Source organism: Ralstonia sp. VS2407 (assembly GCF_052950655.1).
In genome coordinates this window covers 403,920-425,732 of sequence record NZ_JBRFVG010000003.1, presented here as the reverse complement: position 1 = coordinate 425,732, position 21,813 = coordinate 403,920, and the positions used below count along the sequence as shown (strand labels likewise).

Here is a 21,813-nt window from a genome sequence, read left to right as displayed (position 1 = left end):
GCCAGCCTTAATTGATTTGTTCGAGTTGTTCGTGCAGTTCGAGCCAGCGCTCTTCGAGTTCGTCGAGTTCGGCGTTCAGCTCGGCCTGCCGGCGCAGGCTTTCCATCATGCGCGCCTTGTTGGCCTCTTCATACGCGGCGCCGTCGGCGAGGAAGGCTTCGAGTTCGGCCTTTTCCTTCTGCAGCGGCGCCATGCGTTTTTCGATGGCGTCGACGTTCTTTTGCAGCGGTTTGCGCAGCGCATTCAGGCGCTGACGTTCGGCGGCTTCTTCGCGCTTCTGATCGCGGCGGTTGGTGGCCGGCGCGCCATCGGCGTCGGCCGGAGCAGCCTGTGCGCTGGCGGCTGCGCGCTTGGCCGCGGCCTGCTTGAGCAGCCAGTCACGGTAGTCGTCCAGATCGCCATCGAACGGGGCGACGGTGCCCTGGCCGACGAGCAGGAACTGGTCGGTCGTGGCGCGCAGCAGATGCCGGTCGTGCGAGACGAGGATCAGCGTGCCGTCGAACTGGGCGAGTGCCATCGTCAACGCTTCGCGCGTGTCGAGATCCAGGTGGTTGGTCGGCTCATCAAGCAGCAGCAGGTTGGGGCGCTGCCAGACGATCAGGGCGAGTGCCAGGCGCGCTTTCTCGCCGCCAGAAAACGGCTCGATGGGCGAGGTCGCCATGTCGCCGCGGAAGTTGAAGCTGCCGAGAAAGTCGCGCAGTTCCTGCTCGCGCACGTCGGGCGCCAGGCGAGCCAGATGCAGCAGCGGCGAGGCATGGTCGTCCAGCGTTTCGAGCTGGTGCTGGGCGAAGTAGCCGATCTGCAGGCCCTTTCCGCGCCGGATCGTGCCGGACAGCGGCGCCAGCGTTTCGGCCAGCGTTTTGACCAGCGTCGACTTGCCCTGGCCGTTGGCACCCAACAGGCCAATGCGCTGGCCCGTCTGGATCGAGAACGTCAGGTGTTTGAGGATGGTGATGGGCTCATCAGCGCTCGGGCCCGGATAGCCGCAATCGACGCCTTCAAACGTGAGCATCGGGTTGGGCGCCGCCTCAGGTTCGCGAAATTCGAACGAGAAGCCCGCCGCCGCATGCACGGGCGCGAGGCGCTCCATGCGCTCCAGCGCCTTGACGCGGCTCTGCGCCTGCTTGGCCTTGCTGGCTTTGGCCTTGAAGCGCGTGATGAACGATTCGAGATGCGCAATCTGCTTCTGCTGCCGCGCGTACGACGCTTCCTGCAGCGCCATCTGCTGCAGGCGTTGCGTCTCGAACTGCGTGTAGTTGCCGCCGTAGCGTTTGAGCTTCTGGTTTTCGATATGCAGCGTGACGTTGCACACGCCGTCGAGGAATTCGCGGTCGTGCGAAATCATGACCAGCGTGCCGGCGTAGCGCGACAGCCAGTCTTCCAGCCAGACCACGGCGTCCAAATCCAGGTGGTTGGTCGGCTCATCGAGCAGCAGCAGGTCGGACGGACACATCAGCGCCTGCGCCAGATTCAGACGCATGCGCCAGCCGCCCGAGAAGCTCGCCACGGGTTGCGTGGTCTGCGCCATCGTGAAACCGAGGCCGAGCAGCAGCGCCTGCGCGCGTGCCGGGGCAGTGTAGCCGTCTGCATCGGCAAAGGCGGTGTGGGCTTCAGCTTGCGCATGGCCATCGTGCGCGGCTTCGGCCGCGGCGAGACGGCGTTCGATGTCACGCAGGCGGGTATCGCCGTCGAGCGTGTAGTCGAGCGCGCTGCGGTCGACTGCGGGGGTTTCCTGCGCCACGTGGGCGACCTGCCAGGTGGGCGGGATGGCGACTTCGCCGCCGTCGGCGTGCAGCTCGCCGCGCAGCATGGAAAACAGCGTGGATTTGCCGCTGCCGTTCACGCCGACAAGGCCGACCCGTTCACCGGGGTTGAGGGTGGCGGTGGCGTGGTCGAACAGCACCTTGGTGCCGCGCTGGAGGACGAGGTCGTCGAATCGGATCACGAAAAACTGCGCTTGAAGGCAAATCGGAGAAGGGTGCGATTGTAGCGTGCTGCGTTGCACGATCCTGGCGCACCGCCGGCGTTTGGACTGGTGCATTGCACCGTGGCGAGGCCGCGCTCGCCCGCAATCTGTGCGGCGGTATTGGACCTAGGGAAAACCATAGGCCTTCATGAAAGTTTTTTTCTTTACACGGTTGATTCGTGAAAATACATTTACACAAAATTTTCACGGCCCAGGAACATGGCGAAATCCACCAGCAAGCGCACGGATGTGTCGAAAGGCGCATTCGCTGCCGACGCGACGGTCTCCGAGCGCATTGGTGCGGCCCTGGCCACGCTCACGCCGGCGCACCAGCGCATGGCGGAATACGTGCTGGCGAACCCGTTCCGCGCGGCCACCATGCGCATCGACGAGTTTGCCGCTGCGGTGGACATGTCGATTGCCACGGCCAACCGCTTTGCGCTGGCGCTGGGCTTTGATGGCTATCCGCAGTTCCGTGCGGGGCTGCTGCGCGGCTTCGAGGCGACGCTCGCGCCGGTGGAAAAACTGCGCCACGAGCTGGCACGCCCGGCCACCAGCGCGGAGATCTTTGCCGCCTCACTCAACGAAGACATCGCCAATCTTGACGCTACGCGCCGCATGCTCGACCCCGCAGCGTGTGAACGCGCGGTCGACGCCATCCTGGGCGCACAGCGCATCTACGTGATGGGCTTTGGCGCCAGCGGCTATCTGGCGGGTCTGCTGCGCCATGGGCTCGATCTGTACTGCGACACGGTGATCTCCGTTTCGCAGCCGGGCGGCGCATCGGACGCGGCGCGCCAACTGCGCAAGATCGGGCCGAAGGATCTGCTGATCGCCATCGCATTCCCGCGCTATGCGGCCGACACCATCACGCTGGCCAAGCAGGCCGGCAAGCAAGGCTGCCAACTGCTGGCCCTGACCGACAGCCCCACATCGCCGCTCGCGCCGCTGGCCGACATTGCGTTGTATGCGCGGCCGGAGCGGCAGTTCTCAGCCACATCTGACACGGCTGCCGTGGCGCTGTTCGAAGCACTGTGCGGCGCGGTGGCGCATCGCTCTGCGCACTCTCTGGAATCGGCCGAGCGACTCACTGAATTTGTGTTGCCGTGGCTGCATACCGCCCCAGCGCCCCGCGCCAACGATGCCGCAGGCACCCCCGGCACCCCGACGACCACCCGACGCGGCCGCAAACGCACCGCTGAAAACTGATTGACATCGAGCCAAGCATGACTACGCCCATCCTCGCCATCCACGGCGGCGCCGGCACCATTACCCGCACGGCCATGAGTGCCGACAAGGAAGCCGCTTACCAACAAGCGCTCCATGACATCCTGGCCGCTGGGCAGCGCATTCTCATGGACGGCGGCAGCGCGTTGGATGCGGTGACCGAAGCGGTGCGCCTGCTCGAAGAGTGCCCGCTGTTCAACGCCGGCAAGGGCTCGGTGCTCACCAGCGCAGGCACGTACGAACTCGATGCGTCGATCATGGATGGCGCCACGCTGGCGGCCGGCGCGGTCACCTGCGTCAAGCGCCTGCGCAACCCGATCCTCGCCGCTCGCGCCGTGATGGAGCGCAGCGAACACGTGCTGTTCACCTCCGAAGGCGCCGAGGCCTTCGCACAGGCGCAGGGCCTGGAGTTTGTCGAGCCGGACTACTACTACACCGAAGCGCGCTACGCCCAATGGCAGCGCGCCCGCCAGCAGGACGGCATGGCGCTGCTCGATCACGATGCCGCGTCGCTCGTGGCCAAGGAAGCCGCACCCATCGACCCCGACAGCAAGTTCGGCACCGTGGGCGCCGTGGCATGCGACGCGCAAGGGCGCCTGGCGGCCGCCACCTCCACGGGCGGCGTCACCAACAAGAAGGTCGGCCGCGTGGGCGATACGCCCATCGTTGGCGCTGGCTGCTTTGCCAACAACGTGGCGGCGGTGTCGTGCACGGGCACGGGCGAGATGTTCATGCGCGCCGTAGCTGCCTACGACGTTGCCGCGCAGATGGAATACGCCGGCAAGTCATTGGCCGATGCAACCGACGACGTGGTCATGCGCAAGCTGATGGCCATCAATGGCCGCGGTGGCCTGATCGCCGTGGATGCGCAGGGCAACGTCGCGTTGCCGTTCAACACCGAAGGGATGTACCGCGGGTTCGCACGCGGCGCGCAAGAGCCCGTTGTGTCGATCTATCGGTAAGAAGCCGAACCCGCCAAGCCGGACAGCAGGAGATTTGTCGTGACAGCAACCAAACAGCCCAGTGCCAGCAGCGTCATTGCCATGCCCGATCAGCGCGTCGTGCAAGTGCAAGACCTGAGTGTGCGCTTTGCCACTTCCGAGCGCGTGGTCGACGCGGTGCGCAACCTGTCGTTCCACGTCGACCGGGGTGAGACGCTGGCCGTGGTGGGCGAATCGGGTTCGGGCAAGTCGGTGACGTCGCTGGCGCTGATGCGGCTGGTGGAACACGGCGGCGGCAAGATCATCGGCGGGCAGATGCATCTGCGCCGCCGCAACGGCGAAGTGCTGGACCTGGCCAGCGCCAGCCCCGCTGCCATGCGCGGCGTGCGCGGCGCCGACATCGCGATGATCTTCCAGGAGCCGATGACCTCGCTCAACCCCGTGTTTACCGTGGGCGAGCAGATTGCCGAGTCGATTCGTCTGCATCAGGGGAGGACGCATAGTCAGGCAAAGGCCGAGGCGCTGCGTATGCTGGAGCTGGTGCGCATTCCGGAAGCGCGCAACGTGCTGGGGCGCTATCCGCACCAGCTGTCGGGCGGCATGCGTCAGCGCGTGATGATTGCGATGGCGCTGTCCTGCAAACCGTCGCTGCTGATTGCGGATGAGCCGACCACCGCGCTGGACGTGACCATCCAGGCCGAAATCCTGCAACTGATCCGCGCGCTGCAGCAAGAGCTGCACATGGCGGTGGTGTTCATCACGCACGACATGGGCGTGGTGGCGGAGGTGGCCGACCGCGTGCTCGTGATGTACAAGGGCGACCGCGTGGAAGAGGGGCCATCTGCCACCGTGTTTGCACAGCCTGCTCATCCGTATACGCGTGCGCTGCTCTCAGCCGTGCCGCGTTTGGGCTCGATGCAGGGTACCGATGGCCCAGCGCGTTTTCCGCTGCTGCGTGTGGATGGCACGGCCGCTGCGGTCGACACGACACCGCAACCGGCGGCGTCGCACGATGTGCAACCCATTTTGCGTGTGCGGGATCTCGTCACGCGCTTTGACGTGCCCACGGGCATCTTTGGCCGCGTCACGCGCCGGGTGCATGCCGTGGAGCAGGTCAGTTTTGATCTCTACCCTGGTGAGACGCTGGCGCTGGTCGGCGAATCGGGCTGCGGCAAGTCGACGACGGGACGGTCGCTCTTGCGTCTGGTGGACAGCCAGAGCGGCAGCATCGAATTTGCCGGCCAGAACATCGGCGAGTTAAAGGGGCCCGCGCTCCAGACGCTGCGCCGAAACATCCAGTTCATCTTCCAGGACCCATTCGCCTCGCTGGACCCGCGCGTGCCGGTCGGCTACTCCATCATGGAGCCGCTGCTGGTGCACAAGGTGGCCTCCGGCAAAGAGGCGCAGCAACGCGTGGAATGGCTGCTCGACAAGGTGGGCCTGCAGGCCGCACATGCGTCGCGCTATCCGCACGAATTCTCGGGTGGCCAGCGCCAGCGCATCTGCATTGCGCGTGCGTTGGCGTTGAACCCGAAGGTGGTGATTGCCGATGAGTCGGTGTCGGCGCTGGACGTGTCGATCCAGGCGCAGATCGTCAACCTGATGCTCGACCTGCAGAAGGAGTTTGGCGTTGCGTTCCTGTTCATCTCGCACGACATGGCGGTGGTGGAGCGCATCAGCCATCGCGTGGCGGTGATGTACCTCGGCCAGATCGTCGAGATCGGCCCGCGCCGCGCCATCTTCGAAAACCCGCAGCACGCCTATACGAAGAAGCTGATGTCAGCCGTGCCGATTGCGGACCCGGCCCGCCGTCACCTGAAGCGTGAACTCTCCACGCACGAAATTCCCAGCCCGATCCGTGCCATTGGCGACCTGCCGGTGGTGCAGCCGTTGGTGCAAGTGGCGCCAGACCACTTTGTTGCCCGCCATTCGATTGGCGGCGCTTATTGAATGCAGTGAGACGTCATCTTTGATGAGGAGGAAGGAAATGTTCAATCGCTTTGCCCACCGAGTCGCATTCGGCCCGCGCGCAGCCATGGTTGCCAGCGGCCTGGCGCTGGCGGCATTCACCATGCCGGCCTTTGCCGCCAAGGACGCCGTGATGGCGGTCTACTCGACCTTCACCACGATGGACCCGTACGACGCGAACGACACGCTGTCGTTCAGCGCCGCCAAGTCGTTCTATCAAGGCCTGTTCGGCTTCGACAAGGACATGAAGCTCGTCAACGTGCTGTGCGACAGCTACGAGGTCAGCAAGGACGGCCTGGTCTACACGTTCAAGCTGCACAAGGGCGTGAAGTTCCACGACGGCACCACGTTTGATGCCAACGCCGTCAAGGCCAACCTGGACCGCGTGACGGACCCGGCCAACAAGCTCAAGCGCTACACCCTGTTCAACCGTGTCGCCAAGACCGAAGTGGTGGACCCGTACACCGCGCGCGTGACGCTCAAGGAGCCGTTCTCGCCGTTCATCAACGTGCTGGCGCACCCGTCGGCCGCGATGATTTCGCCCACGGCACTCAAGAAGTACGGCAAGGACATTGCTTTCCACCCGGTCGGCACCGGCCCGTTCGAGTTTGTCGAGTGGAAGCAGACCGATGATCTGAAGGGCAAGAAATTCGCCGGCTACTGGAAGCACGGGCTGCCCAAGATCGACACCATCACCTGGAAGCCGGTGGTAGACAACAACACGCGCGCCACCGTCATGCAGACGGGCGAGGCGGATTTCGCGTTCAGCATTCCGTTCGAGCAGGCGGCCGTACTCAAGAACAGCCCGAAGGTGGACCTGATCGCCGCGCCTTCCATCATCCAGCGTTACGTGTCGTTCAACACGCGCGTCAAGCCGTTCGACAATCCGAAGGTGCGTCAGGCCATCAACTACGCCATCAACAAGGATGCGCTGACCAAGGTGGCGTTCTCGGGCTATGCCGTGCCAGCCGACGGCGTGGTGCCGCAGGGCGTGGATTACGCGGTCAAGCTGGGCCCGTGGCCGTACAACCCGGCTAAGGCGAAAGAGCTGCTGAAGGAAGCGGGCTACCCGAACGGCTTCGAGACGCAACTGTGGTCGGCCTACAACCACACGACGGCGCAGAAGATCATCCAGTTCGTGCAGCAGCAACTGGCCCAGGTCGGCATCAAGGCTCAGGTGCAGGCGCTGGAAGCCGGCCAGCGCGTCGAGCGCGTGGAAAGCGTGCCCAAGCCGGAAGACGCCGGCGTGCGCATGTACTACGCAGGCTGGTCGTCGTCGACGGGTGAATCGGATTGGGCACTCCGTCCGCTGCTGGCTTCCGAGTCGATGCCGCCTAAATCGTTGAACACGGCGTACTACAAGAACGACCAGGTCGATGCCGACATTGCCGGCGCACTGCGCACCACCGATCGTGCTGAAAAGTCGAAGCTCTACACCGACGCCCAGAAGCGTATCTGGGAAGACGCACCGTGGGCCTTCCTGGTGACCGAGAAGATCATCTACGCGCGTTCGAAGCGCCTCTCGGGTGCCTACGTGGCACCGGACGGCTCGTTCAGCTTCGACGATATCGACATCAAGCAGTAAGTTTCATTGCCGTACCGGCCCGCGCAGCCGTTGCGCGGGCCGTTGAATTGCCGCCTGCGGTGGATTTGCCATGCTGAACTACTTCATTAAACGTGTGCTGGGCGTGATCCCGACACTGCTGATCGTGGCAGTGCTGGTGTTCCTGTTCGTGCACCTGCTGCCGGGTGATCCGGCCCGGCTCGCGGCCGGCCCCGAGGCCGATGACGTGACCGTTGGCTTGGTGCGCAAAGACCTGGGCCTGGACAAGCCGATGCACGAGCAGTTCGTGCGCTTCTTCGCCAACGCCGTGCGCGGCGAGTTCGGCAACTCGATCCGTACCAAGCGTCCGGTGAGCGAAGAGATCGGAGATCGCTTCATGCCGACGCTCAACCTGACGATTGCGAGCATGGTGTGGGCGGTGATCTTCGGGATGGCCATCGGCATTGCTTCGGCCGTGTGGCGCAACAAGTGGCCGGATCGCCTGGGCATGACGCTGGCGGTGTCGGGGATTTCGTTTCCGGCTTTCGCGCTGGGCATGCTGCTGATGGAAGTGTTCTCGGTGCAGCTCGGTTGGCTGCCGTCCATCGGCGCCGAGAGCTGGAAACACTACATCCTGCCTTCGCTCACGCTGGGTGCTGCGGTGGCTGCCGTGATGGCGCGCTTCACTCGCGCTTCGTTCGTCGAAGTGCTGCAGGAAGATTTTGTGCGCACCGCCAGGGCCAAGGGCGTGCGCGAAACGGTGGTCGTCATCAAGCATTGCCTGCGCAACGCGATGATTCCCGTGGTGACCATGATGGGGCTGCAGTTCGGCTTCCTGCTGGGCGGCTCGATCGTGGTGGAGAAGGTGTTCAACTGGCCGGGCCTCGGTCGGCTGCTGGTGGATTCAGTGGAGATGCGCGATTACCCCGTCATCCAGGCCGAGGTGCTGCTGTTCTCGCTGGAATTCATCCTGATCAACCTGGTGGTGGACGTGCTCTACACGATCATCAATCCGACCATCCGCTACAAGAAGTAAGGAGACCGCCATGACACAGGCAACAAGCGTGGCGGTCGCGCCGCAAACCGCTGCAGAGCCCGTCCGCACGCCGTGGAGCGAGTTCTGGCGCAAGTTCCGCAAGCAGCATCTGGCGATGGGCGCCGGTGTGTTCGTGATCGCGCTGGTGGTGATCGCCATCCTCGCGCCGCACATCGTGCCGTTCGATCCGGAAAACTATTTCGACTACGACGCGCTCAACGCGGGGCCGTCGGCGCAGCATTGGTTCGGCGTCGATTCGCTGGGCCGCGACATCTTCAGCCGCATCCTGATGGGCACGCGCATCTCGCTGGAAGCGGGCTTCGTGTCGGTCATTATCGGCGCCATCGTGGGCACCGTGCTCGGCCTGCTGGCCGGCTACTACGAAGGCTGGTGGGACCGCATCGTCATGCGCATCTCCGACGTGCTGTTCGCCTTCCCGGGCATCCTGCTGGCGATCGGCATTGTGGCCATCCTGGGCAACGGCATGATGAACGTCGTTTTTGCCGTGGCGGTGTTCAGCATTCCGGCATTTGCGCGGCTGGTGCGCGGCAACACGCTCATGCTCAAGCACCTGACGTATGTGGAAGCTGCGCGCAGCATCGGCGCGTCGGACTGGACCATCATCATGCGGCACATCCTGCCGGGCACGATTTCATCCATCGTCGTGTACTTCTCGATGCGGATCGGCACCTCGATCATCACCGCAGCCAGCCTCTCGTTCCTGGGCCTGGGCGCACAACCGCCCACGCCAGAGTGGGGCGCGATGCTCAACGAGGCGCGCGCCGACATGGTGACGGCACCGCACGTGGCCATCTTCCCGAGTTTGGCGATCTTCCTGACCGTGCTGGCATTCAACCTGCTGGGCGACGGACTGCGCGACGCGCTGGATCCGAAGATCGACCGTCGCTGAGATGACGCGCCTCACCATTCCACACATCGGCGCGCTGCCTGCCGGTGCGCGCAACAGCATCACCGACGTGGCCGGCGTCGGCGTCGGCCACGCCACGATTGCCGGCGGCGACATCCAGACCGGCGTGACCGTGGTGCGCCCGCACGCCGGGGACTCGTTCCTCGACAAGGTGCCGGCCGCCAGCGTGGTGCTGAACGGCTTCGGCAAGAGCATCGGCCTGGTGCAGGTGGATGAGCTGGGCGTGCTGGAAACGCCGATCGCGCTGACCAACACGTTTGCCGTGGGCGCTGTGGCGCAGGCGCAGATCCGCCAGGCGGTTGCGGCCAATCCGCAGATCGGCCGCACATGGTCGACTGTCAACCCGCTCGTCTTCGAATGCAATGACGGCTACCTGAACGACCTGCAGGCGTTTGCCGTGCAGGACGTGCACTACGACGCGGCCTACGCTGCGGCAGCCCAAACGTTCGAGCAGGGCGCGGTCGGGGCAGGGCGTGGGATGTCATCGTTCGGCGTGAAGGGCGGCATCGGTTCTGCCTCACGCGTGGTGACGCTTGCCGACGGCGCCAAACGCACGGTCGGTGCGCTGGTGCTGTCCAACTTTGGCGTGATGCAGAACCTGACCCTTGCGGGACGCAGTGTCGGAGAGGAACTGGCAAAAGCGCTGGCCGCCGTTGCCCCAGAGCCCGAGAAAGGTTCGATCATCATGCTGCTCGCCACCGATGCGCCGCTGGACGCCCGCCAGTTGCGCCGCCTCGCCTTGCGCGCGGGCGCCGGCCTGGCGCGTACCGGCTCCGTCTTCGGCCATGGCAGCGGCGACATCGCGCTCGCGTTCTCCACCGCCTACACCGTGCCGCACGAAGGCACACGCGCCATGCCGGCCGTCGCCATGACCCACGAATCGCACCTCGACCCGCTGTTCCAGGCCGCCGCCGACAGCGTCGAACAAGCCATCGTGCACGCGCTGTTCCACGCGACCGCCGTCACCGGCCGAGACGGCAACACGCGCCGCGCCCTGACCGAATTGCTCTGACCTGACTCCATGCGCATCCTGATTTCCGCCGACATTGAAGGCGTGGCCAACGTGTTCCACCCCGAGCAAACGCGTGCCGGTAACGCTGAGTACGAACGCGCCCGCCGCTGGATGACCGCCGAAGCCGACGCCGCCGTCCGCGGCGCCTTCGATGGCGGTGCCACGGACGTACTCGTCAACGATTCGCACGGCGGCTTCCGCAACCTCATCCCCGATTCCATCGACCGCCGCGCACGCTTCGTTCTCGGCAAGCCGCGCTACCTCAGCATGATGGCCGGCGTCGACGGCTGCGACGCCGTCTGCATGATCGGCTACCACGCGCGCGCGGGCAGCCGCGGCGTGTTGGCACACACCATCAACAGCTTCGCGTTTGCGCGCGTCTGGTTCAACGAGCAGGAGCTGGGCGAAGCCGGCCTCTACGGCGCCCTCGCCGGCGAGCGCGGTGTGCCGGTGGCCGTTGCCAGCGGCGACGACGTGTTCATCAAGGAAACCAAGCCGCTGCTGCCGCACACCACGTTTGTCGAGACCAAGCAGGCCGAAGGCCAGAACGCCGGCACGTCGCTCTCGCCTGAGCAGTCGTGCGACGCCATCTACGCGGCGGTGAAGGCAACGGTGCAGCGCGGGCACTTCAGCATGCCGCTGCGCCTCCAGGCACCGATCGTTTGCCGCCTGCAAACGCAAACGCCCGCACAGGCCGACCTGTTCTGCCAATGGCCCGCCTTGGAACGCGTCGACGGCACGATGCTGCGCTTCGCGGCCGATTCGGTCGAGCACGCCGTGCGCATGCTCAACAGCCTCTCTGCCATGTCAGCGATGCTCCGCTGAGAAAGGTGTGGCGCAAGTCATGGCGCCATCCCACGCACTCAGACGGTTTGGCCGTTGATGCCCTAGATGGCGCCTTGAATTTTTGTAAGCGGGCGGAAGAAAGACGGGGAACTGTCTGAGCGCAGCGAGTTTTCCCCGTCTCCGCCCGGTTACAGAAATTCAAGGGGAAGTCGCCATCTCGGGCGCGCCTTTCTTTGCCTACCTTTCTTTGGCAAGACAAAGAAAGTAGGTCGGCCCCGGCAGGGGACGAAACAGGGATAGACCAAAAACGCACATCGCAGCGTAAACTTCAGGACACCCAACCCCGAAGGAGCCCCCCATGACCCGCGCACTCACACTCGGCATGCTGCTGTGTGCGCTAGCACTAACGGCCTGCGACCGCCGCCCGTCCCCGGCCAATCCGCCCACGCCGCAGACGTCGAAGGCCGAAAAGGCTGCCGCCGCACTGGCCAAGGCCGCCGCTGAATTCAAATGCCCCGCGCCATCGGGCCGCTTCATGATCGACGACGGTACCAACCGCGGTCCCAAGCAACCCGTGCGCACCAACTGCACCACCGCCTACGCCACCTGCGACGCCCAGTCGCAAGCCGTCTTCGACCACTGCCCGAGCGGTCAGGTGTTCGATAAGCGCTTTTCCATCTGCGTCGTGAAAGACGCATGTGATGAGGTGAAGTCCTGACGGCTGCCATGCGCGGTATCCGGACAATCCGCATTGCCGGCCGCACGGGATCAAACCAGCAGCGTGGCACCTGCCCAGGCAATCAGCACGGCGCCCAGCACGCGGCCGACGTGTTCGCCGCGGGGCAGGATCTTCTCCACAAAGACGACGAGTGACAGAGCGGCAATCCAGACGAGATTCATGACGCCGCCCACAAAGAGCAAGGCCATCAGCACCCAGCAGCAGCCTACGCAATACGCGCCGTGGCGCATGCCCAGCAAGAAGCTGCCTGCCGCGCCAGGGCGCCAATGCGCGGTCAGGAAGCCCACCGGCGAGCGGCACTGCGCCAGGCACGCGCGCTTGAGCGCAGAGAACTGATACGCCCCCGCCGCTGCCAGCACCGCTGCGGAGAGCCCCGCGCTCTTTGACCACAGCATCATTTCTGAAATGAGGCCCGTCGGTTGCAGCGCCATCTGCAGGGATGCCGCACCCAGGGAAAAAGCCAGCCACGCAACCAGGTAACCGGCCAGAAGACTCACCGAAAGGATTGCCGACCTGGCCTCGGCCGTGCCGTGGTGCCGCAGAACACGCAGATACAGCAAGATGAGCGGTGCCGCGCTGGGCGTCATCATCGCGGTCATCATCACCCACCACATCAGGGTCACGGTGGGCAACGATGCATCCATGCCGCCGATGCCGCCAGGCAATCGATGCGGAAACAGCGTGAACGCCGTCATGTCGAGTGCGGACATACCCATGCCTGCACCCGTCCACAGATACCACCAAGACAGCGTGACTACGGCAACGATGCCGAGTCCCGTGATGGCGCGCTCGCGTTGGAGGACGCTTTCGAGGCCGCTCATGCAGCGGTGCGATGCCGAATCGGTCCCTTGTTGTTCAGGTGCAGTCGCGCGAATTGCCCGTAAGAATTTTTGAGATCCAGCGCGATGTTGCCCTGTGAGTGGCTGGTGGCGGAGCCAACCTCGGCCAGTTCGTATTCGAAGCCGTGCGGCAGATCGATGCGGGCACGGTGTTCGGCGCCCGTCACCGGATTACGGATCGGTTCGCCAACGGTATCGAATATGCCATCGACATGAATCCGGCCGCGTCGGGCATCGACATCGACGTCGTAGTCGATCTGCGTAAAGATCGGATCGAATACCTGCTCAAACGTCGACGCGAATACCGAGAACATCGTCGCGAACGGTTCGGTATCTTGCCCTGCCATGATTTTCAGGATGGCTTCGCGTTGTGCCGGGGTGGTGCGCTCGTCGACGATCGGCTGACATCTGCCTTTGCCTTCGTGGATGGGGCCGGGCCAATGGAACAAGAGCGCGATCTTCACGCCGTCCAGTTGCACATCGCCGTGGTAGCCGTTGTCGATCGAGATCGCGCCCATTGCTTCGCAGATACCTTTGGTTGGCAGCGCGTTGAACTGACACGGACAGCCGTATGAGCAATTGCAGTTGATGAGCTCAGTCCCTTGGATTTCCCACGGAGTCATGGTGGTTCTCCTGCCTCTTCCAGGCGCGTGCGCGCCTGACGCGCGTCGTCGTAGGACGACGGATTGCGTGGACTGAAACTGGGGCGGCTGGCTTACGGCGTGCGCACCTTCCACGCATAATCAGACCCTAGTGCACGGCGAGGGGAAGTCAAGACGGGGATTGGACCGCATGGACGATGGGCCGGGGATGCATCTTGCGGCGCAACGCTCGATGCCCCGCGATGCCGAAGCGCAAAACCGTTGCGGCTGTTCCGGCTGCGGATGTTGCCTTGCCAGCGATACGGAACGCGCCTGCTGCAATGGCAGGAGGCGCGCTTGGCTCAGCGTCTTACAGCGCCTCGCGCGTGACCAGGAATACCTGGTCTTCGCCTGCGCTGGTCGGCAGCCAGACCAGATCAAGATCGGGGAACGCCGCTTCAACGTTTTCGCGCTCGTTGCCGATCTCGACAACCAGCACGCCGTGCGGCTTCAGATGGCGTGGCGCATCGGCCAGAATGCGACGCACGATGTCCATACCGTCGGTGCCGCCGGCCAGGGCCATGCGCGGCTCGGCGCGGTATTCGGGTGGCAGCGCCTGCATCGACGCCTCGTTCACGTACGGCGGGTTCGTCAGGATCACGTCGTAATGCACGCCCGGCGGCAGCGGCGCATACAGATCGCCCTCATGCAGGCGGATGCGGTCTTGCAGGTGGTATTCGTCGACATTGCGATTGGCCACCACCAGTGCATCCGGCGACAGGTCCACCGCGTCGATCGTCGCATTGGGCCATTGCAGCGCCGCCAGGATCGACAGGCAGCCCGAGCCGGTGCACAGCTCCAGCACATCGGTCGGGCCGTCCTCCTGGTCAATCCACGGTTCCAGTCCGTCTTCGAGCAGTTCTCCGATGAAGCTGCGCGGCACGATCACGCGCTCGTCCACGTAGAAGCGCATGCCGTGCATGAACGCCTCGTGCGTGATGTACGCGGCGGGCACGCGGTCGACGGCGCGGCGCTCGATCACCTTCAGCACGGCGGCCACTTCTTCGGGCAGCAGGCGCGCGTCCATGAAGGGCTCCAGCGTGTCGATCGGCAGGTGCAGCGTGTGCAGGATCAGGTAAGCGGCTTCGTCGTAGGCGTTTTCGCTGCCATGGCCGAAAACAAGGCCGGCGGCGGTGAAGCGCGATACGGCGTAGCGCAGCAGATCGCGGACGGTGGTGAACGGGTGGGAGGCGGGGAGGGTAGGCGTGGTCATGGTTGACGGGTATGGCTCAGCGTTGGGTGGCAGCGAGCAGGTCGACGTAGGCCACGTCGAGCAGGTCGGATTCGGCAATGCCGAGGGCGTGCATCAGTTGGTGGGCGATCTTCACGCCGTCGTCTTCGGACTGCGTATCGTGCAGCACGACTTCGAGTTCGGCGAAATCGCCGAGGTCTTTCACTGCATCGACATGAATGCGCGTCTGGCCGGCGAGATACAGCTGGCGCACCTTGATGACACGGCCGGCCGTGCCGATGGCGGCGGCCAGCGTGTCGCGCAGCGCGTCGGGCGCGCTGGTCGGAACGATGTGGTAGTCCGACACGCGCGGGCCGGCGCTGTTGGCGCGGAAGTAGTGGATCAGCTCGCCGCGCTCGGGCGAGAACTGCCGCAGCTTCAGGCGCCCGTTCGTACAGGCGAAGAACGTGTCGTCCTGCTCGATGCGTTCGGGGCCGGAATCCGCGATGGCAGCCGCGCGCTCGATGAGTGCCGCCACATCGCGCACACGCGCCTTGATCTCGACGTTGCGCGCCATCGGGGCAACCTCAGGCGATCAACGTTTCCAAGACGCGGCGATACACGTTTTTCAGCGGCTCGATAAACGCCACTTCGACGTGTTCGTCGATCTTGTGGATGCTCGCGTTCGGCGGGCCGAACTCGATCACCTGCGGGCAGATCTTGGCGATGAAGCGGCCGTCCGACGTGCCGCCCGTGGTCGACAGTTCGGTCGTCACGCCGCACTCGGCCTGGATGGCGGAGGACAGGGCTTCGGAGAGGTCGCCTCGCTCGGTCAGGAAGGGCTCGCCGCCCAGCGTCCAGTCGAGCGTGTAGTCGAGGCCGTGCGCATCCAGAATGCTGTGCACGCGCGCCTTGAGGCCGTCCGGTGTGCTCGCGGTCGAGAAGCGGAAGTTGAAGTCGATCGTGACGTGGCCGGGAATGATGTTCGTCGCGCCCGTGCCGCCGTGGATGTTCGACATCTGCCACGTGGTCGGCGGGAAGTAGGCGTTGCCGTCGTCCCACTTGGCGGCGGCCAGCTCAGCCAGCGCCGGGGCAGCCAGGTGGATCGGGTTCTTGGCCAGATGCGGGTAGGCGATGTGGCCCTGCACGCCATTCACCGTGAGCTTGCCCGACAGCGAACCGCGTCGCCCGTTCTTCACCATGTCGCCGAGTGTGGATACGGAGGTCGGCTCGCCGACCACGCAGTAGTCCAGGCGTTCCCCGCGTGCGCGCAGCAGGTCGCACACCTTGACGGTGCCGTCGTGCGCCGGGCCTTCCTCGTCGCTGGTGATCAGGAAGCCGATCGAGCCGGCGTGGTCCGGATGCTTGGCGACGAATTCTTCTGATGCGACCACGAAGCCGGCGATGGACGTCTTCATGTCGGCCGCGCCGCGGGCGTAGAGCTTGCCGTCGCGGTGCGTGGGTTCGAACGGGTCGGAGTGCCATTGTTCCACGGGGCCGGTGGGCACCACATCGGTGTGGCCTGCGAAAACGAGCAGCTTGCCGTCGGTGCCGGCCCGGCCGCGCTTGACGGCCCACAGGTTGGTCACCCGAAAGTGGTCCGGGCCGCTGATCACGGTTTCGCATTCGAAGCCGGCTGCGGTCAGGCGTTCGATCAGCACGTCCTGGCAACCCTTGTCTTCGGGCGTGACGGAGCGGCGGCGGATCAGGTCTTCAGTGAGGGCAAGCGTGGGCTGCATGTTCGACATGACGACAGTCACGGTGATGTTGTTGTGGTTAGAACAGGGCGGCGTACTGATCCGCCGAGAAGCCGACGTTGACGCTCTTTTCGTGCACGAGCACTGGCCGCTTGATCAGCGACGGGTTGGCCTGCATCAGCGCGATGGCGCCGGCTTCGTCTTCCGCGCGGGCCTTGTCGGCGTCAGACAGCGCGCGCCACGTGGTGCCCTTGCGGTTGAGCAGCGTGGTGAGCGGCACATGCTTGAGCCAGCCGGCCAGCATGTCGGCGCTCACGCCTTGCTTCTTGAAATCGTGAAAGGTGTAGGCAATGCCGTTCGATTCGAGCCACGTGCGGGCTTTCTTCACGGTGTCGCAATTGGGGATGCCGTGCAGGGTCGTCATGGTGGGATTCGCAATCAGTGTCGAGAGGCTTGCAGGGCAAACGAGAGGGCAACAACGGCCAAGGCAAAGCCGATGGACGCCATCCACGTCATGCGCTTGAGGCGGCGCTCCAGCCGCGCGGCTTCGTCGCGCAACGCGTCGATGGTGATGGCGTGCTGTTCGGCCAGCAGCTTGACGGACTCGGCCTGCTGCAGGATCGCCGCTTCCAGCTCGGCAATCCGTGTATTCGGGTCAGGCGCGGCGCCTTCTCCGCGGGCAGGCTCGGTCCCGGTTTTCTTGCGGTTCTTGAACTTGTCGATGGTCTTGTTCGCTTGCTCCAGGATGGTGGGCAGCAGCGACAGGACAGTCCCGATGGTGTTTGGATCAAGACCCATGATGCGTTGGCGCAGCGTGCCGAAGCGGGTGCCGGTGGCATTGCGTTCGGACATGGCTGGGCTTCAAGTGGTTGGCATGCCCGCAAGACTAGCAGGCATGCCTTGCGCCGATGCTTAATCGCCGCGCAGCAGCTCGTTCAGGCCCACCTTGGCGCGCGTCTTGGCGTCGACCTTCTTGACGATCACGGCGCAGTACAGGCTGTGCGTGCCATCCTTCGACGGCAGGTTGCCCGCCACCACCACCGAGCCCGCCGGGATGCGGCCATAGCTGACTTCACCAGTTTCGCGGTCGTAGATCTTGGTCGACTGGCCCAGGTACACGCCCATCGAGATCACCGAGTTTTCTTCAACGATCACGCCTTCCACCACTTCCGAGCGGGCGCCGATGAAGCAGTTGTCTTCGATGATGACGGGGTTGGCCTGCAGCGGCTCCAGCACGCCGCCGATGCCCACGCCGCCCGACAAGTGAACGTTTTTGCCGATCTGTGCGCACGAACCGACGGTGGCCCACGTGTCGACCATCGTGCCTTCGTCAACGTAAGCGCCGATGTTCACGTACGACGGCATCAGCACGGCGTTCTTGGCGATGAACGAGCCACGGCGCGCCACGGCCGGCGGCACCACGCGGAAGCCGCCCGCGGCAAAGTCTTCTGCCGTGTAGTTGGCGAACTTGCTCGGCACCTTGTCGTAGAACTGCGTGAAGCCGCCGGCAGCCATCGGCGCGTTGTCTTCCAGGCGGAACGACAGCAGCACGGCCTTCTTGATCCACTGATTGACGATCCACTCACCGTCCTTCTTCTCGGCCACGCGCAGCGCGCCACGATCGAGCTGGCCGATCACGTTGGCGACGGCTTCACGGACATCGGCCGGAGCGGCCTTGGGCGACAGGTTGGCGCGGTCTTCCCACGCTTGATCGATCAGGGATTGCAGTTGTTGCGTCATGGCTGTGTTCGCTCTAGGAGAAATTCGGGAAAAAAAGTAAGGGGAGTCAGCGCTGCTGGCAGAACTCGACGATGCGGCGTGCGCCTTCCAGGCATTCGTCCACGCCGGCCACCAGCGCGATGCGCACGTAGTCCTGGCCCGGATTCGTGCCGTGCGCCTCGCGCGCGAGGTAGCTGCCCGGCAGGACGGCGACGTTCTTTGCAGCCAGCAGCTGGCGTGCGAATTCGGTATCCGACAGCCCCGTGCGCTTGACGTTGGCCCACAGGTAGAAGGCCGCATCGGGCAGGGCCACGTCCAGCACCTGGGCCAGCATCGGCGTGACCTGCTGGAACTTCTTGACGTACTGCGCGCGGTTGTCACGCACGTGGGCCTCGTCGTTCCACGCAGCGATGCTAGCGGATTGCACCGACGGGCTCATCGCGCTGCCGTGATACGTGCGATACAGCAGGTAGGCCTTGAGCAGCTTGGCGTCGCCGGCCACGAAACCGGAGCGCATGCCGGGCACGTTAGAGCGCTTGGACAGGCTCGAGAACATCACCAGGCGATCAAAGCCGCGGCCCAGTTGGTGTGCGGCCTGCAGCGCGCCCAGCGGCGGGTTGGCCTCGTCGAAATAGATTTCGGAATAGCACTCGTCCGAGGCGATGATGAAGCCATATTCGTCCGACAGCGCGAAGAGCTGTTTCCAGTCTTCGAGCGTGAGCACGGCGCCGGTCGGGTTGCCCGGGCTGCATACAAAGACGAGCTGCACGTTGCGCCATTCTTCCGGCGCGATCGCGGCGAAATCGGGCGCGTAGTTGCGCGCCGGGTCGCTGTTGGCGAACAGCGGCGTGGCGCCGGCCAGCAGCGCCGAGCCTTCGTAGATCTGGTAGAACGGGTTCGGGCACAGCACGCGGGCGCCGGGCTTGCTGCCGTCGATCACGGTTTGCGCGAACGAGAACAGCGCCTCGCGCGAGCCGTTGACGGGGATGACTTCGGTGGCCGGATCGACCTTCGGCAAGCCGTAGCGGCGCTCCAGCCATGCGGCGATGCACTGTCGCAGTGCATCGGAACCGAGCGTCGTGGGATAATTCGCCAGCCCGCCAAGCGCCGCCGTCAGCGCGTCTTTCACCAGGGCCGGCGTCGGATGCTTGGGCTCGCCGATGCCGAAGCTGATCGGCGTATGGACGGCGCTGGGCGTGACGTCCTTCACAAGCGCTTTCAGTTTCTCGAACGGATACGGCTGGAGGGCGGACAGACGCGGATTCACGGTGTTGGGCGGCGGTGTTGGGCTGGTCAGCGGGCAAGCTTGGCGCTTGCCGGGAAGCCCGAAATTATACGGCCAACGTGTGCTGGCCGCCCCAAGACAATGCTGCATGCGGCGGATTTCCGCCGTTTTTTTATTGCTTAGATGACATCGATAGCCTCCTCGGCGGACGCGTCCGCTCACCACGAGCCGCAATGGGCGGCGGCACTCTTCATTCTCCTGGGCGCTTCGGTCTGGGGCATTTCCTGGTATCCGTACCGGCTGCTGGCCGGCTGGGGGCTCGGCAGCATGCTGGCTTCGTCGATGACGGGTGCCGCTGCGGCCGTGCTGGCCGCCGTAGTGCTGCGTCGTCACTTTTCGACGTTCCAGTGGTCGTGGCTGATCCCGGCGCTCGGGATGGCGGCGGGCATCACCAACGCGGGCTTCGTCTGGGGCACGGTGCACGGCACGGTCATGCGGGTGCTGCTGCTGTTCTATCTGACGCCCGTGTGGACGGCGCTGCTCGCGCGCCTGTGGCTGCACGAGCGGCTGGGCTGGCGTGGCGGCGTGCTGCTCGCGCTGGCGCTGTCGGGGGCGGTGATGATGCTGTGGTCGGGCGAGGCCGGCACGCCGTGGCCCGGTTCAGCGGCGGAATGGGCGGGGCTGATTGCAGGGCTGGCATTTGCGTGCAACAACGTGCTGTCACGCCTGGCGGGGCAGCGTCATCCGACCATGCGCCCGGAGATGCGGACCGTGGTCGTCTTCACCGGCTGCGCGCTGGTGGGTTTTCCGGCTGCGCTGATGCTCGATGGCGTGCGTTCGGTGCCGGCGGCTTTTTCCCACGGCAATACGTGGCTGCTGCTGGCGGGCATGGCCTGCGTACTGGTCGGCGGCAATGCGCTGGTGCAGCGCGGCCTGCAACGCTTGCCGGCCAATCGCGCGGCGCTGCTGATGCTGTTTGAAATCGTGGTGGCGGCCGTGTCGTCGGCGCTGCTGACAGCGGAGCGCCTGTCTCCCCAAGAAATGCTGGGTGGCGCTTGCATCATCCTGGCGGGCGCGCTGTCGGGGCTGTTGCGGCGCAAGTAGGCTGCAGGTGTTTCGCAAATCAACCGAGGGGTTGCCGATGTTGCTTCGTTCGATTGCCATCGCGCTGACGTTTGCGCTGTCGACAGCCGCTGCGGCCGTCGGCGCCGCTCCTGCAGAGACCGGCCCCGCGTATGGCCCGCGCCTGGAAGGCTTCGATTACCCGGCACCGGTCAAACTCTTCAAGTTCGAGTCGCAGGGCAATGCGCTGGAGATGGCGTATCTGGACGTCGCGCCCAAGCAGCCCAACGGTCAGGTGGCGGTGCTGCTGCACGGCAAGAATTTCTGCGCGGCCACCTGGGAAGGCACGATCGCTGCGCTCACAGGTGCCGGCTACCGCGTGATCGCCCCCGATCAGATCGGTTTCTGCAAATCGAGCAAGCCACGCGCGTATCAGTACACGTTCCAGCAACTGGCGAACAATACGCATGCGCTGCTGGCGTCGCTTGGAATCGAGCAAGCCATCCTGATCGGCCATTCGACGGGCGGCATGCTGGCGACGCGCTACGCGCTGATGTATCCGAATGCGGTGTCGCGGCTGGTGATGATCAACCCGATCGGCCTGGAAGACTGGAAGGCCAAAGGCGTGCCGTCCCTGACCGTCGACCAGTGGTTCGCGCGTGAAAAGCAGACCACCGCCGAGCGCATCCGCGCCTACGAGCAATCCACGTACTACGCCGGGCAATGGCGCACGCAATACGAACCGTGGGTGCAGATGCTGGCCGGCATGTACCGCGGCCCGGGGCGCGATCTGGTGGCGTGGAATTCCGCGCTGCTGTACGACATGATCTACACGCAGCCCGTCGTCTATGAGTTCGGCCAGTTGCGCCCGCCGACGCTGCTGCTGATCGGCCAGAAGGACACCACCGCCATCGGCAAGGACGCCGCGCCGCCGGAAGTGCGCGCACAGCTGGGCCATTACCCCGAGCTTGGCCGGGCGGCCGCCAAGGCCATCCCCCGCGCGACGCTGGTGGAATTGCCGGATGCGGGCCATGCGCCACAAATCCAGGATCCTGACGCGCTGCACAATGCGCTGCTCGCTTGGCTCGCCGCCCCGGAACGCTCGCGCACGCGCCGTCCGGACTGACGCTATTTGTCATGAAGGTGAAACTGCTTACAAATCCGCAGCAATTTGCCTTCCCGCGCTGCAAATTTCGTCCATTTTTGTAGCGATTTGATTGGCGGGAGGCAGGGGTGCGAATGGTATGATGGCGCCATCCGCGCCCTTGGGGCGTGCCTTGCCACTTCACGTTTTACGGTGAAGATGTGACGAT

General features: G+C 64.8%; 21 protein-coding genes. 11 read left to right on the top strand and 10 right to left on the bottom strand.

The window, feature by feature from the left end; all coding sequences use genetic code 11:
* Positions 1-7: 7 nt before the first annotated feature.
* Positions 8-1,945, bottom strand: a complete 1,938-nt coding sequence (locus ACU8YE_RS07630) for an ATP-binding cassette domain-containing protein (protein WP_446928433.1) — start codon at positions 1,943-1,945, stop codon at positions 8-10.
* Between the two features lie 240 nt (positions 1,946-2,185).
* Between ACU8YE_RS07630 and ACU8YE_RS07625 the strand changes: the two genes are divergently transcribed.
* From ACU8YE_RS07625 to ACU8YE_RS07585, 9 genes are all read left to right on the top strand, one after another.
* The gene (locus ACU8YE_RS07625) at positions 2,186-3,175 is read left to right on the top strand and encodes a MurR/RpiR family transcriptional regulator (RefSeq protein WP_322016625.1); all 990 of its coding nucleotides are present in this window, start codon (positions 2,186-2,188) and stop codon (positions 3,173-3,175) included.
* Between the two features lie 17 nt (positions 3,176-3,192).
* Entirely contained in the window at positions 3,193-4,155 is a 963-nt protein-coding gene (locus ACU8YE_RS07620) for an isoaspartyl peptidase/L-asparaginase family protein (protein ID WP_260802557.1), read from the top strand.
* A gap of 81 nt (positions 4,156-4,236) precedes the next feature.
* Entirely contained in the window at positions 4,237-6,084 is a 1,848-nt protein-coding gene (locus ACU8YE_RS07615; RefSeq protein WP_440077122.1) for a dipeptide ABC transporter ATP-binding protein, read from the top strand.
* A 37-nt stretch (positions 6,085-6,121) separates the two neighbouring features.
* A complete protein-coding gene (gene gsiB, locus ACU8YE_RS07610; protein WP_260802555.1) occupies positions 6,122-7,687 on the top strand; it encodes a glutathione ABC transporter substrate-binding protein GsiB in 1,566 nt (521 codons plus the stop codon).
* Between the two features lie 70 nt (positions 7,688-7,757).
* On the top strand, positions 7,758-8,681 hold the full coding sequence (gene gsiC, locus ACU8YE_RS07605; protein ID WP_232042695.1) for a glutathione ABC transporter permease GsiC: 924 nt from the start codon (positions 7,758-7,760) through the stop codon (positions 8,679-8,681).
* Between the two features lie 10 nt (positions 8,682-8,691).
* Positions 8,692-9,591 (top strand): glutathione ABC transporter permease GsiD, encoded by a 900-nt coding sequence (gene gsiD / locus ACU8YE_RS07600; protein ID WP_232042696.1) that lies wholly within the window; start codon positions 8,692-8,694, stop codon positions 9,589-9,591.
* 1 nt (position 9,592) lies between these two features.
* A complete protein-coding gene (locus tag ACU8YE_RS07595) occupies positions 9,593-10,621 on the top strand; it encodes a DmpA family aminopeptidase (RefSeq protein WP_446928432.1) in 1,029 nt (342 codons plus the stop codon).
* A gap of 9 nt (positions 10,622-10,630) precedes the next feature.
* Positions 10,631-11,446, top strand: coding sequence for a M55 family metallopeptidase (locus ACU8YE_RS07590; RefSeq protein WP_316656065.1), 816 nt, complete (start codon positions 10,631-10,633; stop codon positions 11,444-11,446).
* A 319-nt stretch (positions 11,447-11,765) separates the two neighbouring features.
* The gene (locus ACU8YE_RS07585) at positions 11,766-12,125 is read left to right on the top strand and encodes a chitin-binding domain-containing protein (RefSeq protein WP_232042699.1); all 360 of its coding nucleotides are present in this window, start codon (positions 11,766-11,768) and stop codon (positions 12,123-12,125) included.
* A 50-nt stretch (positions 12,126-12,175) separates the two neighbouring features.
* Here the strand turns inward: ACU8YE_RS07585 and ACU8YE_RS07580 are convergent, their stop codons facing one another.
* The 9 genes from ACU8YE_RS07580 to dapC form a co-directional block, all read right to left on the bottom strand.
* Positions 12,176-12,967: a DUF2182 domain-containing protein gene (locus ACU8YE_RS07580; protein ID WP_446928431.1), complete on the bottom strand. Its 792-nt coding sequence runs from the start codon at positions 12,965-12,967 to the stop codon at positions 12,176-12,178.
* Positions 12,964-13,608, bottom strand: a complete 645-nt coding sequence (locus tag ACU8YE_RS07575) for a DUF1326 domain-containing protein (protein ID WP_446928468.1) — start codon at positions 13,606-13,608, stop codon at positions 12,964-12,966. Before ACU8YE_RS07575 ends, ACU8YE_RS07580 begins: the two co-directional genes overlap by 4 nt.
* 328 nt (positions 13,609-13,936) lie before the next feature.
* On the bottom strand, positions 13,937-14,839 hold the full coding sequence (gene prmB, locus ACU8YE_RS07570; RefSeq protein WP_446928430.1) for a 50S ribosomal protein L3 N(5)-glutamine methyltransferase: 903 nt from the start codon (positions 14,837-14,839) through the stop codon (positions 13,937-13,939).
* 16 nt (positions 14,840-14,855) lie between these two features.
* Positions 14,856-15,374, bottom strand: coding sequence for a class IV adenylate cyclase (locus ACU8YE_RS07565; RefSeq protein WP_322016632.1), 519 nt, complete (start codon positions 15,372-15,374; stop codon positions 14,856-14,858).
* A 10-nt stretch (positions 15,375-15,384) separates the two neighbouring features.
* Positions 15,385-16,536 (bottom strand): succinyl-diaminopimelate desuccinylase, encoded by a 1,152-nt coding sequence (dapE, locus tag ACU8YE_RS07560; protein ID WP_433867573.1) that lies wholly within the window; start codon positions 16,534-16,536, stop codon positions 15,385-15,387.
* Between the two features lie 37 nt (positions 16,537-16,573).
* The gene (locus ACU8YE_RS07555) at positions 16,574-16,918 is read right to left on the bottom strand and encodes an ArsC family reductase (protein WP_316656073.1); all 345 of its coding nucleotides are present in this window, start codon (positions 16,916-16,918) and stop codon (positions 16,574-16,576) included.
* A 14-nt stretch (positions 16,919-16,932) separates the two neighbouring features.
* Positions 16,933-17,346 (bottom strand): hypothetical protein, encoded by a 414-nt coding sequence (locus ACU8YE_RS07550; protein ID WP_440818321.1) that lies wholly within the window; start codon positions 17,344-17,346, stop codon positions 16,933-16,935.
* 60 nt (positions 17,347-17,406) lie between these two features.
* The gene (gene dapD, locus ACU8YE_RS07545) at positions 17,407-18,234 is read right to left on the bottom strand and encodes a 2,3,4,5-tetrahydropyridine-2,6-dicarboxylate N-succinyltransferase (protein ID WP_024975807.1); all 828 of its coding nucleotides are present in this window, start codon (positions 18,232-18,234) and stop codon (positions 17,407-17,409) included.
* Positions 18,235-18,280: 46 nt separating this feature from the next.
* Positions 18,281-19,480, bottom strand: a complete 1,200-nt coding sequence (gene dapC / locus ACU8YE_RS07540; protein ID WP_446928467.1) for a succinyldiaminopimelate transaminase — start codon at positions 19,478-19,480, stop codon at positions 18,281-18,283.
* 141 nt (positions 19,481-19,621) lie between these two features.
* Between dapC and ACU8YE_RS07535 the strand changes: the two genes are divergently transcribed.
* Both ACU8YE_RS07535 and ACU8YE_RS07530 read left to right on the top strand, forming a co-directional pair.
* A complete protein-coding gene (locus ACU8YE_RS07535) occupies positions 19,622-20,542 on the top strand; it encodes a DMT family transporter (protein WP_446928429.1) in 921 nt (306 codons plus the stop codon).
* Positions 20,543-20,579: 37 nt separating this feature from the next.
* Complete coding sequence (locus ACU8YE_RS07530) at positions 20,580-21,626, top strand: alpha/beta fold hydrolase (protein WP_446928428.1); 1,047 nt, start codon at positions 20,580-20,582, stop codon at positions 21,624-21,626.
* Positions 21,627-21,813 lie beyond the last annotated feature (187 nt).

Coding starts and splice junctions, on each gene's coding strand:
- gsiC (WP_232042695.1), top strand. CDS start 7,758: ATGCTGAACTACTTCATTAAACGTGTGCTGGGCGTGATCCCGACACTG.
- dapE (WP_433867573.1), bottom strand. CDS start 16,536: ATGCAGCCCACGCTTGCCCTCACTGAAGACCTGATCCGCCGCCGCTCC.
- ACU8YE_RS07535 (WP_446928429.1), top strand. CDS start 19,622: ATGACATCGATAGCCTCCTCGGCGGACGCGTCCGCTCACCACGAGCCG.
- dapD (WP_024975807.1), bottom strand. CDS start 18,234: ATGACGCAACAACTGCAATCCCTGATCGATCAAGCGTGGGAAGACCGC.
- ACU8YE_RS07580 (WP_446928431.1), bottom strand. CDS start 12,967: ATGAGCGGCCTCGAAAGCGTCCTCCAACGCGAGCGCGCCATCACGGGA.
- ACU8YE_RS07615 (WP_440077122.1), top strand. CDS start 4,237: ATGCCCGATCAGCGCGTCGTGCAAGTGCAAGACCTGAGTGTGCGCTTT.
- ACU8YE_RS07555 (WP_316656073.1), bottom strand. CDS start 16,918: ATGACGACCCTGCACGGCATCCCCAATTGCGACACCGTGAAGAAAGCC.
- gsiB (WP_260802555.1), top strand. CDS start 6,122: ATGTTCAATCGCTTTGCCCACCGAGTCGCATTCGGCCCGCGCGCAGCC.
- ACU8YE_RS07575 (WP_446928468.1), bottom strand. CDS start 13,608: ATGACTCCGTGGGAAATCCAAGGGACTGAGCTCATCAACTGCAATTGC.
- ACU8YE_RS07530 (WP_446928428.1), top strand. CDS start 20,580: ATGTTGCTTCGTTCGATTGCCATCGCGCTGACGTTTGCGCTGTCGACA.
- ACU8YE_RS07595 (WP_446928432.1), top strand. CDS start 9,593: ATGACGCGCCTCACCATTCCACACATCGGCGCGCTGCCTGCCGGTGCG.
- gsiD (WP_232042696.1), top strand. CDS start 8,692: ATGACACAGGCAACAAGCGTGGCGGTCGCGCCGCAAACCGCTGCAGAG.
- ACU8YE_RS07585 (WP_232042699.1), top strand. CDS start 11,766: ATGACCCGCGCACTCACACTCGGCATGCTGCTGTGTGCGCTAGCACTA.
- ACU8YE_RS07625 (WP_322016625.1), top strand. CDS start 2,186: ATGGCGAAATCCACCAGCAAGCGCACGGATGTGTCGAAAGGCGCATTC.
- ACU8YE_RS07565 (WP_322016632.1), bottom strand. CDS start 15,374: ATGGCGCGCAACGTCGAGATCAAGGCGCGTGTGCGCGATGTGGCGGCA.
- ACU8YE_RS07550 (WP_440818321.1), bottom strand. CDS start 17,346: ATGTCCGAACGCAATGCCACCGGCACCCGCTTCGGCACGCTGCGCCAA.
- ACU8YE_RS07620 (WP_260802557.1), top strand. CDS start 3,193: ATGACTACGCCCATCCTCGCCATCCACGGCGGCGCCGGCACCATTACC.
- ACU8YE_RS07590 (WP_316656065.1), top strand. CDS start 10,631: ATGCGCATCCTGATTTCCGCCGACATTGAAGGCGTGGCCAACGTGTTC.
- prmB (WP_446928430.1), bottom strand. CDS start 14,839: ATGACCACGCCTACCCTCCCCGCCTCCCACCCGTTCACCACCGTCCGC.